Raw genomic sequence first — 14,644 nt, 5'->3', positions numbered from 1 at the left:
ACGATGAAGAAAATAAAAAAAGCAGTCAGGCTTTACGGGCATTATGTGTCCATCAGCGTGCGCTCAGCCATGCAGTACAAGGCATCATTTCTCCTTACAGCTGTGGGGCAGTTCTTGGTATCTTTTAACGTTTTTTTGGGAATCCTTTTTATGTTTAAAAGATTTTCAGCGGTGGAAGGCTTTACATACAGTCAGGTGCTTTTGTGCTTTTCTATTTTGCTGCTTGAGTTTTCTTTGGCAGAAATGGTCGCCAGAGGCTTTGATATGTTTCCAGATATGGTACGAACGGGGGAGTTTGATCGTGTTCTGGTTAGACCGCAAAGTGAAGTCTTGCAGGTGCTTGGAAGTGAATTTGAACTGACGCGTATGGGAAGGATGCTGCAGGCAGTAGTGATGTTCGTATATGGGATTTCAGCTGGTGGCGTTTCGTGGGATATTACAAAGGTTCTTACCATTATCAATATGCTTGTAGGTGGTATTGTGGTATTTTCAGCCATGTTTCTGATCTATGCGGCATTCAGTTTTTTTACCTTGGAAGGACTGGAGTTTATGAATATTTTTATTGACGGTGCCAGAGAATACGGGAAATATCCCATGGGTGTTTATGGAAAAAAGATATTGCAGATTACGACTTTTGTGATTCCCTATGCTCTGGTGCAGTATTATCCGTTTCTCTATTTGATTGGACAGGAAACCTCGAGATTCTTTGTATTTGTGCCGCTTCTGGCATGCTGGTTTATGGCGCCGGCGTGGCTTTTATGGCGGTTTGGTGTGCGAAGCTATCAGTCCAGTGGATCGTGATATGTGGTTTGAACACCAGGGTAAAGCAGCAAGAAAAAAGTTGTGCATTGAAGCGGAAAACGCCTCCTGCACAACTTTTTTTATTAAAGTCCCAGACCGAAGTTGTCTTTGACTCTCTGCATTACAGGATTTGCAATTGCCTTAGCTCTTTCTGCGCCATCTTTTAGGATTTCAATCAGTTCCTCTGAATAACGGATTTCTTCGTATCTGGCTTTAATCGGTGCTAAAGCATCGACCACGATTTCCACCAGGTCTTTCTTGAAATCACCGTAACCTTTGCCTTCGTAGGTCTTTTCGATTTCGTCTAAAGATTTGCCGGACAGTACAGAATAGATGTTCATCAGATTGCTGATGCCAGGCTTTGTTTCTGGATCAAAGCGCACTACGCCTTCTGAGTCAGTGGTCGCTTTCATGATGGATTTCTTGATTTTAGCAGGATCATCCAGCAGGGAAATTCTGCTGTGAACATTTTCTGCGGATTTGCTCATTTTCTGGGTCGGATCGTCCAGTGCCATGATGCGGGCGCCTTCTTTCATGTAGCGACCTTCCGGTACGACGAAGGTTTTTTTCTTGGTATTGTTGATTCTGATGGCGATATCGCGAGTTAGTTCAATGTGCTGCTTCTGGTCATTGCCTACAGGCACGACGTCAACATCGTAGAGCAGGATATCGGCAGCCATCAGGAGCGGGTAGGTGAAAAGCCCTGCCGGTGCGGATTCCTTGTTCTTGCTTTTTGCCTTAAACTGTGTCATGCGGGAAAGTTCGCCGGTATAGGAATTGCAGGTCAGAACCCATGATAACTCCGCATGTCCAGAAACATCGGACTGCACGAAAATGATGGATTTTTTTGGATCGATGCCGACTGCGATATAAAGCGCGGCAACGTCCAGGATATGTTCTTTCAGTTCCTTTGGATCCTGCGGAACGGTAATTGCGTGCATGTCCACGATGCAGTAAATACATTCATGATCGTCCTGCAATTCAACAAATTGACGCAGAGCGCCCAGATAGTTGCCAAGGTGAATGTTGCCGGTCGGCTGTACGCCGGAAAATACTCGTTTCATGTTATAAACCTCCGTTTTATTCATGTGTATGGAATATTAGTTATTCCTGTAATCAAAAATTCTCGTTGTCTTTTTTTCGCTGCGGGGCAGGCTGCCTACAGCAACGGCCTTTGGCTCAATCGCCAGTCCGACCTTTGTCTTAAAGGCAGAACCAATGGAGCTTTCAGCGGCGGCAGTGTCAATTCCTTCTTCCGTTTCAACAGAGAGGGTGAGGACATCTTTGCCGTTTATGTGGTCGATGGAAATCTGGTATTCGCTGCTGACGCCATGGATGTCCCGCAGGATATCTTCTACCTGACCGGGATAAATATTGACGCCCTTGACTTTTACCATATCATCACTTCTTCCTATTATACGGTCAATTCTCGGAAATTTCAAGCCGCAGCTGCAGCTTTCCGGTACAATTCTTGAAAGGTCGTGGGTTCTGTAACGAATCAGCGGTGCGCCTTCTTTGCGAAGGGTAGTGATGACGATTTCACCGGTTTCGCTGCCAGGTACGTTCTTGCCAGTCTGTGGATCAATGATTTCGATGTAGAGATAATCGTCCCAGTAGTGCATAGGAGTTTCTCTGCTGCAGTTGATGCCGATTCCCGGACCGTAAATTTCGGTCAGTCCATAAATGTCATAATGTCAATGTCGATGTCCTTATATTTTTTCTGATAGAGATTGCCGGAAAAAGTGGTTACGCAGCGGAGCTGCTGTTTCATCAAATTAAACTGTGTGTCATTCATTTTCATGTTTTGTACCTCATCTTTCTTCGTGTTTTGGAAGGGGAGAAAGACTTTTGACAAACAAAAAAGCTTTCGCCCCGATAGGGACAAAAGCTGCAGCTTCTGCGATACCACCCTAATTCGCTTATCCTCACGGATAGGCGCACTCTGAACATACTACCATATGTCCTTCGATATAACGGTCGAACCCGTCTTCCATACTACGCCTAAGTGATAAAGGCGATTCAGGTTGCCCTCCCAAGTCCATTCACACGACATGCATATCACTGCAATCTCACCACCTGCAGTTCTCTGTAGACAGCTTCTGCCTGCTACTACTCTCGGTCAACGGTTTATTTTTTATAAAATTTGTTATAGAAAATACTAACACAAAGATGAAGTCTCGTCAAGGGAATTTCTCCTTTTTTCTCGGCAGCCGTATTCAGCAGCATCGTGCCATAAAAAATTACACAAATATAGCGTACCATAGCTACCGTGCCGGCTCGCTACGCTTATTTGATATGTGTTCTTTGGCAGGAAGGCGGTATGATAAGGAAGACAGGGGAGGGGAATTGTGGTATAATGAACGCAAAGGATTAAATCGGCGTTGCCGCAAGGAAGCGTTCATTGAATCATGACTTCTGATTCTATTTTCAGCGGAATCGTCATGGTATAATGAACGCAAAGGAGTTTACTAATGACACAGAAAAAATCATCAAATATCTATTTGCCTCAGCTGCCCGGTGCTGACAGGGATTTCTACTCTTGCGCATGGAGGTGTAGGCAGGAGGAGCAGGATATAGAGCAGGTTCGGTTCAGTGGCGAGCATATTGAAGAAGAGGATTTTAGCGGACTGAATTTCGATACCGTAATTTTTGAAAATTGCACGTTGATTCGATGTCGCTTTAAGGGTGCAGACTTTAAAACTGCTCTGTTCAAAAATTGCCAGCTGCCGGGATGCAGTTTTACAGGAAGCTGGTTTAACAGTACTGAGTTTGATAATTGCCAGCTTGTGGGCACGGACTTCAGTCAGTGCAGCATCAGCAACACCTTTTTTACAGACTGTGCTATGGCGATGGCGAATTTTACAGAGACAAAGCTGGAGCAGTGCACCATTGCTACATGTGATTTGACCGATGCATTTTTTGCAAACTGTAAATTAAAAAAGCTACAGATGGATAAGAATCAATGCATTGGAACGGAATTTTTTAAAACGAAACTAAAGGACGTTGATTTCACTACATGTATTTTGGAGGGAATCAGGGTATCTAGCGAAAATGGTGAGCTGAAAGGCGCAAAGGTCAGCCTTTTTCAGGCTGCGGAGCTGGCGAAGATGCTGGGAATTGTCATAAAAGAGTAGCGCGAAGCGTTTGACACCGACTCTGGAACGTGCTATTCTACTATATAGAAGAACTTGCTATTATACAGAAGGAAAAAATATGAAAGATTATAAACTAGAAAAGAAATTTCATGAGTTTCGCGATCTGCGCGATTTGCTTAGAACATCTGCAGAAAAGTATGCGGATAAAGTGGCGTTTGTGACGAAAATCAAGAACAAAGAAACCAAAGAAGTCAACTATATCAACACCACCTATGCAAAGCTCTTTGAGACCATGGGACATCTGGGCACAGCACTGATTGAATGTGGCTATAAGGATAAGCGCATTGCAGTCATCGGTGAGAACAGCTACAGTTGGTGTCTTGCATACTTTGCAGCAAGCTGCGGCGTGGGTATCACAGTGCCTCTTGATAAAGCCCTCCAAAAGGAAGAAATCGTAAGCTGCCTCAATCGAAGCAAGGCGGAAGCAATTTTTTATGATAAGAAAAGTGCGAAAATGATTGAGGAAATCTTTGCGGAGAAATCTACAGGTCTTTCCATGATCGTAGCCATGGATTTTCAGTCAGAGACAGGTGTGCTGCTGATGGATCTTCTGGACAAAGGTCGTGCGCTGGTAGAAGGCGGCGACTTTAGATATCTGGAAGCCGAAATTGATCCGGACGCAATGAATTATCTGCTTTTTACATCGGGAACGACGGAGCAGTCCAAAGCGGTAATGCTTTCTCATCGAAATTTCATGAGCTGTAACTATGGTATGAACTGCGAAGAACTGTTTTTCCCCGACGATGTGAATATGATGATTCTGCCTTTGCATCACTGTTACGGTATGAGTGGGCTTCTGACTTTCCTGTCCCAAGGCATGAAGAACTGTTTCTGCGAAGGACTGAAATATGTAAGCGCAAACATGAAGGAATACGGCGTATCCGTTATTATGAGTGTGCCGCTGCTTCTTGAAAACATGTACAAGAAGATTATGAAGGGCATAGAGAAACAGGGCAAGAGCGGCAAGGTGCAGGCGGCACTGAAGATTTGTGATTTGACTGAAAAAGTAGGAATCAATGTGCGACGGAAGCTGTTTAAAGATATCATCGATCAGATGGGCGGAAGAATGCGCTTTATTATCAATGGCGCAGCGGCTTTGGATCCGGTAGTTGCTAAGGGACTTAATGACTTCGGCATTCTTACAGTACAGGGCTATGGGTTGACGGAGACATCGCCGACCATTTCCAGTGAGACTTATCGCTATCTGAAACCGGGTTCTTGCGGTAAACTGATGCCTAACGTAGAAGGAAAGATTGTCGATGTCAACGAAGAGGGCATTGGAGAACTCGTCATTCGCGGCGACAATGTTATGCTGGGTTACTACGATAATCAGGAAGCTACTGATGAGATGATTGTAGACGGCTGGCTTCACACAGGTGATCTTGCATATTTTGATGAGGAGGGCTACTTGTTCATCTGCGGACGCAAGAAGAACGTTATCGTCATGAAGAACGGTAAGAATGTCTATCCGGAGGAGATTGAAAATCTGATCAACGTACTGCCTTATGTGGAAGAAAGCATGGTCTTTACCAGAAACAAGGCAAATGATGTGGTGCTCTGGGCAAAAGTCGTTTACGACAAATCCTACCTTGATGAAAAGAGCATGAGTCTGGACGACTTGCAGGCGCAGCTTGATCTGGATATGACTGAAATCAATGCCACTATGCCAGCTTACAAGATGGTGAAGAAGTACTTCCTATCGGATAAACCAACCGTCAAGACCACAACGCAGAAAACCAAGAGAAACGAAGAACTCAAGCAGATTGAAGCGGAAATGAAAGAACTTGGATTATAATTTATGGCAGATACAAAAGCAAAACAGATTTATGAGCAGCTGGAAGAAGATTTAATCTTCGGCAGATTTGATTATCGTACTTTTCTCAACGTTGGAGAAATTGCCGCATCGTACGGTGTCAGTAAAGCGCCGGTCCGGGACGCTCTGCAGATTTTATGCAGCAAAGGATTTGTAATCAGTTATCCGGGCAGAGGCTATATGGTAAACTATTTCACCGATGAAGAAGTGAATCAGATTCAGGCTCTGCGCAGACATCTGGAAAAGTTCAGTGTGCAGACTGCTGTAGAAAACGCCAGAGACGAGGAAATACAAGGACTTGAGGTCTATTTGGAAGGACCGAACAAGAGCAACAGCAAATTTCATATCGGTCTTGCGGCAATCGGAGGAAACCGGCAGCTTGAGGATATGGTGCGGGATTTAGTTTTTAAAGTGGCATATTCCCAAAATGAAAGACTCCTTGCACTACAGAAAGAGGATTACAATATTCATCGAGAAATTATCAATGCAATGCTGGCACGGGATTTAGAAAAAGCCCAGCGAGAAATCGAGAAAGATATCATAGCGATTTGAGGAAATTTTAATCTAAGGACAGTAGGAATAAAAGACGAGCGTAGAAGCGCTCGTCTTTGCGTTTGTGTTAGTGGAAATTAAAGGTTGTTTTTATATCGATACAATTTTGTTGACAATTAACGACGCTTGTGATATCATTAGCTTATCGATATTCTGCTGACATGTTCAGCGAAATATCGATAAGGAAAAGAGCGCTCAGGACACTGGAGACGGCCGATCCATTGGCGGAGTTTTCTTTTTCTCAAACTGAACATGCTACAGAAAATGTTAGTCCTGATTCAGTTAAAGCAATGATTCGTTATCACTAAACCAATCTATAAGGAGCTTGTCATGAAAGATAGAAACAAACTACCGATTTCGACTAAATCATGTTTTGCAATAGCAGATTTTGGTAAGAATTGCCTTATTATTTTTAACACGTATTTTTTATTGTACTTTTATACGGATATCATTCAAATTGATCCGGGTGTAGCCGCTATTATCATGGGTATTGCAAGAATTTGGGACGCAATCAATGACCCGATGATGGGCGTTATGGTAGACAGAACCAAGTCAAAAGAAGGCAAGTGCAGATTCTGGCTGAAATATTTCTCCGTTCCTGCAGGTGTATGTCTTTTCCTCAGCTATTTTGTTCCGGAACTTTCCGGCAGCAGCAAGATTATTTGGGTTGCTGTAACCTACATTTTCCAGGGTATGGCAACAACCATTACCAGTGTTCCTCTGAATACGCTTCTTGCTCGTCTTACCGACAACAGAGAAGAACGTGTTAGCCTGGGACAGTACAAGGCTGTCGGCACACTGGCTGCAAACCTGATTATTCCGGCTATTTCTCTGCCTATGGTAACGAAGCTGGGCGGTATGGATTTGGAAAAAGGCTTTGCCCTTGTTGCAGCGATCTATGCCGTTGCTTATGCGCTGTGCCACTTAGTCGCATACTTTGGAACCAAAGGCTATGAGAGAACCTATGAAGAAGAAATCGAGCTGGAACCGGAAAAGAAAGACGATGTTACAATCGGTCAGATGTTATCTGCGCTGATTCACAATAAGTACTGTCTGATTGTCAGCTTGTCGTATATTGGATATCTGCTTTATGCCTCCGTCATGGGAAGCACTTTGGTGTATTACTTACAGTACAATATTCAGAATACCGGTCTGATGTCAGCATATTCCATGATTGGTACAGTGACAGCAGTTCTTCCGATTCTGTTTATGAGATGGCTTTCTTCTAAAATCGGCAATGCGAAAACCTGCTTTTTCGGATGCATTTTAGCAATCGCAAACTATGCGCTGAGATTTATTACAAGAGACGCATTTACACCGCTGCTGTTCTTCTGCTGGGGCGTAGAGGGTATCGGTCTTGGACTCTTTGGAAATATGATTTTCCAGTGTATCTTAGACTCTATGATTTACGGAAAATGGAAAACAGGCGTTGATAATCAGGCCAGCATTATGTCAGTGTTTACTTTTGCGCAGAAGTTCGGACAGGCGATCGGCGGCGTTGTTGCAGCAGCACTGCTCACTTTAGTGCCTTACGTTGCGGGCGCGGAAATGCAGGAAAACTCTGTATTACAGCTGTTCTTTGCTGAAAATATTACCATACCGGCAATCGCCTTTGTTGTAATCGGACTGCTGTTCCTGTATATTGCGAAGATTGAAAAGCAGATTCCGCAAATGCAGAAAGAAATCGAAGAACGCGAAGCTGCTGCAGAAGCAAGATAAACGGCATCTGAAAAGGAGTATTTGAAATGGAAGCTATTTTGAGAAAATTTGAATCAGAAGGCAAAGCGGCTGCAGGTGGAATTGAGATTTCTTATAAAACCTGCTGCGGCGATTATCCTCTTTACGGAGAAGACGGAGCATTGCTTGGCACGATGTTTACATATTCTTATGTGCGGACAGATGTTGAATCTTCTCAGGACAGACCGGTGATATTTGCCTTTAATGGAGGACCGGGTTCTTCTGCTCTGTGGCTGCATACAGGACTTTTGGCGCCGAAGCGCATTAGACTTGAAAATCCTACCGCGCCGCAGACAGTAGCGCCATTTGAACTTGAAGAAAATCCTAATTGCCTTTTGGATCTTTGCGACGTTGTTATCATCGATCCGATGGGAACAGGCTGGAGCCAGATTATAGAGGAAACAAGGCAGGCGGAGGCTTATTCCTACGAAAAAGATGGTGAAATTTTTGCGAGATTCATCGAAGATTGGATTAGAAAAGAAAATCGTTGGGACAGTCCAAAATATCTCATGGGTGAAAGCTACGGAACGATGCGTGCTTGTGTGATTCCGTCAATTCTTATGGGCGGACCGATTTGTGCAGGCGCTGTATCAAAGGGCATTACCATCGATGGCATTATCATGATGGGAACGGGACTCAATGTGAATCCGCAGCCAAACTGGTGGGACGAATACGGTGTTGAGAAGATGGTGCTGGATCTGCCGACTATGGCGGCGTGTAACTGGTATTTTAATCGGGAAGAGAAACCTGATTTACACGCATTTATAGCGGAGGCGGACGCCTTTGCAGGAAAGGAACTTCTCGCTGGATTATACCGTGGAAACAGAATGACCGAAGCAGAGACGAAGTCTTTCATCGAGAAACTGACCTATTTTACAGGACTTTCTCCATCTTATTTAAAGAAAAAGAATTACCGCATCAGTCTTAGCGAGTTCAGCAAGGAGCTCCTCGGCGATGAGGGCCAGGAAATCGGCATGTATGACGGCAGATTTGTCATGCATGCAAGCGGTCAAATCGGTATGGCAGACCCTGTTGCAGATGACGGCGCTATGGGACGCTATACACCTGCTTTCCGTGGTGGATTCCTGAAACTGGCAGAAGAACTGGGAATTGACATTGATATGCCATACCACATCATCAATTTCAATGTAAATGGTATGTGGAAGTTTGACGGAATAAAGACACCGCTGGAATATCTGCGGGCGGCGCTGCGCAGAAATCCGAGCCTTCGGGTACTGCTGACCAACGGCGTATATGATTTGGTAAGTACCATCGGGCAGGCGCGCTATGCGGCGGGACATCTGGATGCTGAGAAAGGGCAGGTGATTCTGAGAGAGTATCCGTCGGGGCATATGTCTTACGTAGGCGAAGAAAGCGGAGAAAAATTATCTCAAGATATCAGAGATTTTATTGAAAAGGAGGAGATGGAATCATGTTATTGAATCGTTGCAGATTAGTAGGTGCTTTGTCTGGCGGTGTGGAGAGTGAATGCGGCGCAGTTGAAATAGAAAATGGGAAAATTTCAGCAGTCTATGACAGGCCAAAGGAAAACTATGAGGGTGAAGTCATCGACTGCGGCGGCAAAACTTTGCTGCCGGGGCTGATGGATACCCATACCCATTTAATTGGAATTCGTTACTTCACGGCGGATATGATGAGAGATCCGATGAAGTTGTTCATGAAAACCGCAGAGGTCAGCAAGCGGTATCTGGATTACGGATTTACAACGTTGAGAGACTGCGGCACACCGCTGCGTGTTGCAAATTATGTTCGTGATGCTTTTGCGTCTGGCTTGATGACAGGACCTAGAGTCATTTCCAGCGGACATATCGTTTCAACGACAGAAATTGAAGAAGCGGATATTATCTATGATATGTATAAGTGGGGTGATGGTCCTGACGAGCTGATGAAGCTGGTGAGAAAGGAGTTAGCTGAACACGCCGATTTTGTAAAAATTATGGCGTCAGGCTCCGCTTTCCACAAGCAGGGCATTCCGGTACAGCCGATTATTACCAAAAGAGAAATAGAGGCGATTATTGAGGCAGCAGATTTAAAGAGCGCTTATGTAGCGTCTCATGCTCATGGCGACGGCGCAATCCGTCTCAGTATTGAAAGCGGGGTAAGAACCGTGGAACATGCGTCATTCATCAGCGATGAAACCATCGAAATTCTGATGGGAAAGAAGAATTGCTATTTGGTACCGACCCTTTCTGCAATGTACCAGAATCCGGCGCAGACACCGCCTGAAATGGAATTTCTTTTAGAAAAGCTGGCAAATATGCTGAAACTGACAGCGGGCAGAATTAAATCTGCCTATGAAGCAGGACTGAAACTGGGTTTTGCGACAGACAGTACTGTAGGCATGGATCAGTACGAGGAGGGCATCGAATTTCGTTTCAGAAAGGAACTTTGCGGCATGAAAGATTTGGATATTTTGCTGCAGGCGACTAAGTACAATGCTGAAATTCTTGGCATTGAAGAAGAAAATGGCGAAATTAAGGAAGGTTTAGCTGCTGATTTGATTCTGGTGAACGGAAAACCGGAACAGGATATTTCTGTCATGTATCATAAGCCGGAAGCAGTATTCCTGGCTGGTGAAAGGGTGAGATAGAAATGAAAATCGAGAAAACAAAATCCTATTTGACAGAGAAAAGCTGCATCTTGCGGGGTGAAGAAGTCGCTTATAAAGCAGCAACTGAGGAATGGACCTTTTTCGATGATTGCGGTGAGGCTGAGGCGACAGCATATACCATAGCTTATGAGCGTACCGACTGCAGCGAGGCAGGAAGACCGGTGCTCTTTGCCTATAACGGCGGGCCGGGTTCTTCCAGCGCTGTGATTCATCTGGGCGCTCTTGGTCCAAAAAGAATAAAGTTTGGCGACGCAGTTTCCATGGATTTTATGCCGCCTTTTGAAATGGAAGATAACCCTGATACGATTTTGGATATTTGTGATATTGTGCTCATCGATCCAGTGGGCTGTGGTTATAGCCGCCTGCTGAAAAAAGAGGCAAAGCATAAATACTATTCGTCTGACGGAGACGCCATTGAAATTGTGCAGCTTATGAACAAATGGCTGAGCAGTCACGACAGATGGAACGCTCCGCTGTTTGTCATGGGTGAAAGCTACGGAACCATTAGAAATGCACTGGTTGCAGATAAGATTTTCTATAACGAGGGAACAGGCCTTAGCAGCTGCAATACGCTCCATTTAAGCGGTGTGGTTATGCTGGGAACGGCGCTGGATCACGGACAAACACCGTTTCCTGTAGATACAGCAGTACTGAATTTTAGCTCCATTGCGGCAAGCTACTGGCTGCACCATCAGGATGGAAAGCCGTCCTTGGAAGACTTTACAAAGGAAGCTTCGGAATTTGCATATCGGGAATATCTGCCAGCGCTGGCCCTTGGCAGCCGTCTTGAAGAAGGGGAGAAAAACCATATTTTGGAAAGACTGGAGTATTTCACAGGGCTGGATGCGGAAACCCTTTTGAAACTGAATTTGCGGGTAGAAACAAAGAATTATCCTTTAATCGGTATGGCGAAAGAGGGATACCGTCTCAGTCGTTATGACGGCAGGTTCAAAATGGACGCATTGGAGGATATTTCTACTTATGATATGTTCGGTGACGATGCAATCAGCGCAATGGCGATGCCTGCTTTTGTCCACTGTTTTAACAGTATGATGAAAAAGGAACTGACCATAGAAAATGACGATCTGTACGATAATTTAACCATGGACGTCAGCGAAAGCTGGGATTTTCATACCATGAAACCGCCGGTTAAGTGTCTTGAAAGCGCTATGCGCAAAAATCCGAAGATGAAAGTTATGTTTGGAACCGGATACTATGACATGGTAACGACTTTGGGCTATACGGAGTATTTGGTTGCATCACATGATTTGCCCAAAGACCGGATTCAGTTTGAAGCCTATGAATCAGGTCATATGCCGTACTTAGGTGAAGTGACAGCGGCTAAGCTGGGCGAAGATCTGCATAAGTTTATCCAGTGGGCATGCAGATAATCGGTTTGATTTTGGCAGGGATGTCCGCAATCCTTGGCGGAAGTTCTGTGGTTGCGACAAAGGCAGGCATGGGAAAGGCGGATGTTTACTGGGTCAACGGCCTGAGTAATACCATCATCTTTTGCATGTTTGCAGCAGCGGCAATCCTGTTTGGCAGCTTCAATCAATGGGGGCTGGTGGAAAGCTGGCCTCTTTTGACGGCTTCCGGTTTTTTTCTGGGCATATCTTGGGTTTTCTATTATCTGGGGCTGAAAGACGGTCCGGTCAGCGTGGTGCTGGCACTGCAAAATCTGTCCATTGTTATGACGATGGTTCTAAGTGCGGTGATACTGCGGGAACATATCTCAGGCGCTATGCTGGCAGGCGCAGTGTTGATGGTAGCGGGGACTGTGCTGATGATTGAAAGAGACGAGGAAAATAAATCATCGCAGGAGAAAAACTGTGCCAGTCGAAAATGGATTGTGTATGAGGTTTTGTCTGCTGCATGTATATCGGTTTCTCATATCTTGACGAAGATGGACAGCTCACCGGTAGACAGCAATTTTGCCAGTGGGATACGGTATTTTATCGTAATGATTATGATGTGGATTTTGTATCTGGCGAAGCAGAAAGAGGAAAAACCAAGGAGCAGGCACCGGCAAAAGGCATGGTCCTTGGCGGCAGGGGACCTGGTAAAAATCGTATTAGGCGCTATTTTGCTTGGCGGCGGATATATCTTTTTCTATAAAGCCTTGATTTTTGCTGATGTCAATGTGGTAACAACGATTTTTCGTATGAGTATCATTTTATCTGCGGTGTTGTCGGCGGTGTTCTTAAAGGAAGCTATGCTACGGAAAAAGATAGCGGCTATTTTGATTATGACGGCGGCTTTGGCGCTGTATGTGATGTGAAGTAAAAATAAAGAAAATAGCAAAGGACGTCCTGATGATTTGGGACGTCCTTTTGCGTAAGACAGTATGCAATTATTTTTGATAGATTACTTTTCCGTTTAATACTGTCATCTCGACCTGAGCATCTTTGATTTTTTCAGGCGGGATATCGTATATATTTTGGTTCAGAACGACTAAATCGGCGTATTTACCGACCTCGATGGTGCCGTTTATTTCCTCGGAGTAGGAAGAGTAGGCTGCGTCTTTGGTGAAGAGACGAACCGCTTCGTGAACAGACATGGCCTCCTCAGGAATCCAGCCTTCCTCCGGCTGTCCGTGAATGTTTTTTCTTGTGACAGCAAAGTAGATGTTTTCCAGTACATCAAAGCTTACAACCGGTGCATCGGAGCCGCCGGACACGGGAATGCCCATGTCCAGCATGGATTTCCAGGCGTAGACCTTATCCATACGCTGGCTGCCGATGCGGGACTCCACGATATCCATGTCCAGATCGAGAAATACCGGCTGAATGTATGCAATGATATGATTTTCCTTCATATCGTCCAGCACCTTTTGACTGGTAATCTGCGCATGGACAATGCCGTGACGGTCTTTGGGATTATCCTTTCGATAAGGGGAGGCAGTAATGGCTTTGATCACCATATCCATAGCCCTGTCTCCGATGCAGTGTACAGCAATCTGCATGTGATATTTGTCGCAGCAGGCAATGATTTCGTTGAGCTCTTCTTGCTTGTAGATAATCAGTCCGGTGTTATCCGGTTCACCCTCGTAGGGCTGCGACAGAGCAGCGGTTCTTGCGCCCAGGGAACCGTCCTGCAGTAGCTTGACCGGACCGATTGTGAAGAAGTCGCCTTGCTGACCAGTTCGATAGCCTTCCTTTAGAAAATCCTTTAAATCCACAAATCTCTCAAAGAGGCATTGTTCATAGATACGAAGATTCATTTCCTTGCGATTGTCCAGGGCTTTGAAAGCAGACATAATTCTGCGCCAGTTTTTACCCGGAAGGGAAGCAAGGTCATCAGACTGAATAGCGGTGACACCTGCCTCGTTTAGTTTGCTGATACCGAATTTGATGTAATCTTCGATCTCTTCCTGACTGGGAGCATCCAATACAGAATAGAAGAACTGAACAGCATTTTCCTTCAGAATGCCGTGAACTTCATCTACGTCACGGCAGATTTCCGGGTATTCTTTGATCTCCTTCAGCCTTTCCAGCCCGCAGGAGTTACATACTGCAGTGTGTCCGCAGACGCGAACCATGATAATAGGAATGTCATCTGCCAGTGCGTCCAGGTCCTTTTTGTCTGGATACTTGGGCACGTCGAAAAGTTCCTCGTTCCAGCCGCGGCCAAAGAGCCATGACAGCGGTTTTTCCTTTCTGATTTCAAGTCTTTTAGCTGCAGCGTCCAAAACGTCCTGCACACTGCGGCAGTCAAAGAGTTTGATGGAGTTTTCTACAAAAGCATAGTGGAGCATATGTAGGTGACTGTCAACAAAACCAGGCAGCAGCATTTTCCCTTTCAGATCGATGCGCTCTTTACAGGAAAGCGCAGCTGCTTCCTCATCGGAGCCGACAAAGGTAATTCTCCCATCAGTAATTCCAACGGCTTCTGCCATGGTATCCTGCTGGTCTAATGTGCTCACAATTCCGTTGTAAAATAATGTATCCATTG

The 14,644-nt window shown here is 45.1% G+C and carries 13 protein-coding genes and 1 other annotated feature; of the genes, 9 read left to right on the top strand and 4 right to left on the bottom strand.

Annotated elements, in window-relative coordinates:
* Nucleotides 1-3: 3 nt before the first annotated feature.
* Entirely contained in the window at nucleotides 4-801 is a 798-nt protein-coding gene (locus D1151_RS01190) for an ABC transporter permease (protein WP_160203213.1), read from the top strand.
* A gap of 83 nt (nucleotides 802-884) precedes the next feature.
* On the opposite strand, the gene trpS is transcribed toward D1151_RS01190, so the two are convergent.
* The 3 genes from trpS to D1151_RS16990 are packed head-to-tail and all read right to left on the bottom strand — an operon-like array spanning nucleotide 885 to nucleotide 2,602.
* Nucleotides 885-1,865, bottom strand: coding sequence for a tryptophan--tRNA ligase (gene trpS / locus D1151_RS01185; RefSeq protein ID WP_161907641.1), 981 nt, complete (start codon nucleotides 1,863-1,865; stop codon nucleotides 885-887).
* A 36-nt stretch (nucleotides 1,866-1,901) separates the two neighbouring features.
* Nucleotides 1,902-2,423 carry a phenylacetate--CoA ligase family protein gene (locus D1151_RS01180; protein ID WP_161907640.1) on the bottom strand — a complete coding sequence of 174 codons (522 nt, stop codon included), beginning with the start codon at nucleotides 2,421-2,423 and terminating at the stop codon, nucleotides 1,902-1,904.
* 50 nt (nucleotides 2,424-2,473) lie between these two features.
* The gene (locus tag D1151_RS16990; protein ID WP_285813876.1) at nucleotides 2,474-2,602 is read right to left on the bottom strand and encodes a hypothetical protein; all 129 of its coding nucleotides are present in this window, start codon (nucleotides 2,600-2,602) and stop codon (nucleotides 2,474-2,476) included.
* Nucleotides 2,603-2,675: 73 nt separating this feature from the next.
* Nucleotides 2,676-2,933, bottom strand: a binding site (T-box leader).
* A 339-nt stretch (nucleotides 2,934-3,272) separates the two neighbouring features.
* On the opposite strand from D1151_RS16990, the gene D1151_RS01175 reads away from it, so the two are divergent.
* From D1151_RS01175 to D1151_RS01140, 8 genes are all read left to right on the top strand, one after another.
* Nucleotides 3,273-3,935 carry a pentapeptide repeat-containing protein gene (locus D1151_RS01175; protein WP_161907639.1) on the top strand — a complete coding sequence of 221 codons (663 nt, stop codon included), beginning with the start codon at nucleotides 3,273-3,275 and terminating at the stop codon, nucleotides 3,933-3,935.
* Between the two features lie 79 nt (nucleotides 3,936-4,014).
* Nucleotides 4,015-5,751: an AMP-binding protein gene (locus D1151_RS01170; RefSeq protein ID WP_161907638.1), complete on the top strand. Its 1,737-nt coding sequence runs from the start codon at nucleotides 4,015-4,017 to the stop codon at nucleotides 5,749-5,751.
* Between the two features lie 3 nt (nucleotides 5,752-5,754).
* Complete coding sequence (locus D1151_RS01165) at nucleotides 5,755-6,321, top strand: GntR family transcriptional regulator (RefSeq protein WP_160203208.1); 567 nt, start codon at nucleotides 5,755-5,757, stop codon at nucleotides 6,319-6,321.
* Nucleotides 6,322-6,651: 330 nt separating this feature from the next.
* Nucleotides 6,652-8,040, top strand: a complete 1,389-nt coding sequence (locus D1151_RS01160) for an MFS transporter (protein ID WP_161907637.1) — start codon at nucleotides 6,652-6,654, stop codon at nucleotides 8,038-8,040.
* Between the two features lie 26 nt (nucleotides 8,041-8,066).
* On the top strand, nucleotides 8,067-9,500 hold the full coding sequence (locus D1151_RS01155; protein ID WP_161907636.1) for a S10 family peptidase: 1,434 nt from the start codon (nucleotides 8,067-8,069) through the stop codon (nucleotides 9,498-9,500).
* The gene (locus tag D1151_RS01150) at nucleotides 9,491-10,669 is read left to right on the top strand and encodes an amidohydrolase family protein (protein ID WP_161907635.1); all 1,179 of its coding nucleotides are present in this window, start codon (nucleotides 9,491-9,493) and stop codon (nucleotides 10,667-10,669) included. Before D1151_RS01155 ends, D1151_RS01150 begins: the two co-directional genes overlap by 10 nt.
* 2 nt (nucleotides 10,670-10,671) lie before the next feature.
* On the top strand, nucleotides 10,672-12,081 hold the full coding sequence (locus D1151_RS01145) for a S10 family peptidase (RefSeq protein WP_161907634.1): 1,410 nt from the start codon (nucleotides 10,672-10,674) through the stop codon (nucleotides 12,079-12,081).
* Entirely contained in the window at nucleotides 12,072-12,971 is a 900-nt protein-coding gene (locus D1151_RS01140; RefSeq protein ID WP_243151133.1) for an EamA family transporter, read from the top strand. Before D1151_RS01145 ends, D1151_RS01140 begins: the two co-directional genes overlap by 10 nt.
* 72 nt (nucleotides 12,972-13,043) lie before the next feature.
* Here D1151_RS01140 and D1151_RS01135 read toward each other — a convergent pair whose 3' ends face one another.
* Nucleotides 13,044-14,642: an amidohydrolase gene (locus D1151_RS01135; protein WP_161907632.1), complete on the bottom strand. Its 1,599-nt coding sequence runs from the start codon at nucleotides 14,640-14,642 to the stop codon at nucleotides 13,044-13,046.
* Nucleotides 14,643-14,644 lie beyond the last annotated feature (2 nt).

Source organism: Emergencia sp. 1XD21-10, assembly GCF_009936045.1.
Classification (GTDB): Bacteria; Bacillota; Clostridia; order Peptostreptococcales; family Anaerovoracaceae; genus Senimuribacter; species Senimuribacter intestinalis.
Note: the sequence above shows the minus strand (reverse complement) of the source record. Positions and strands in the feature narration are given on the sequence as shown.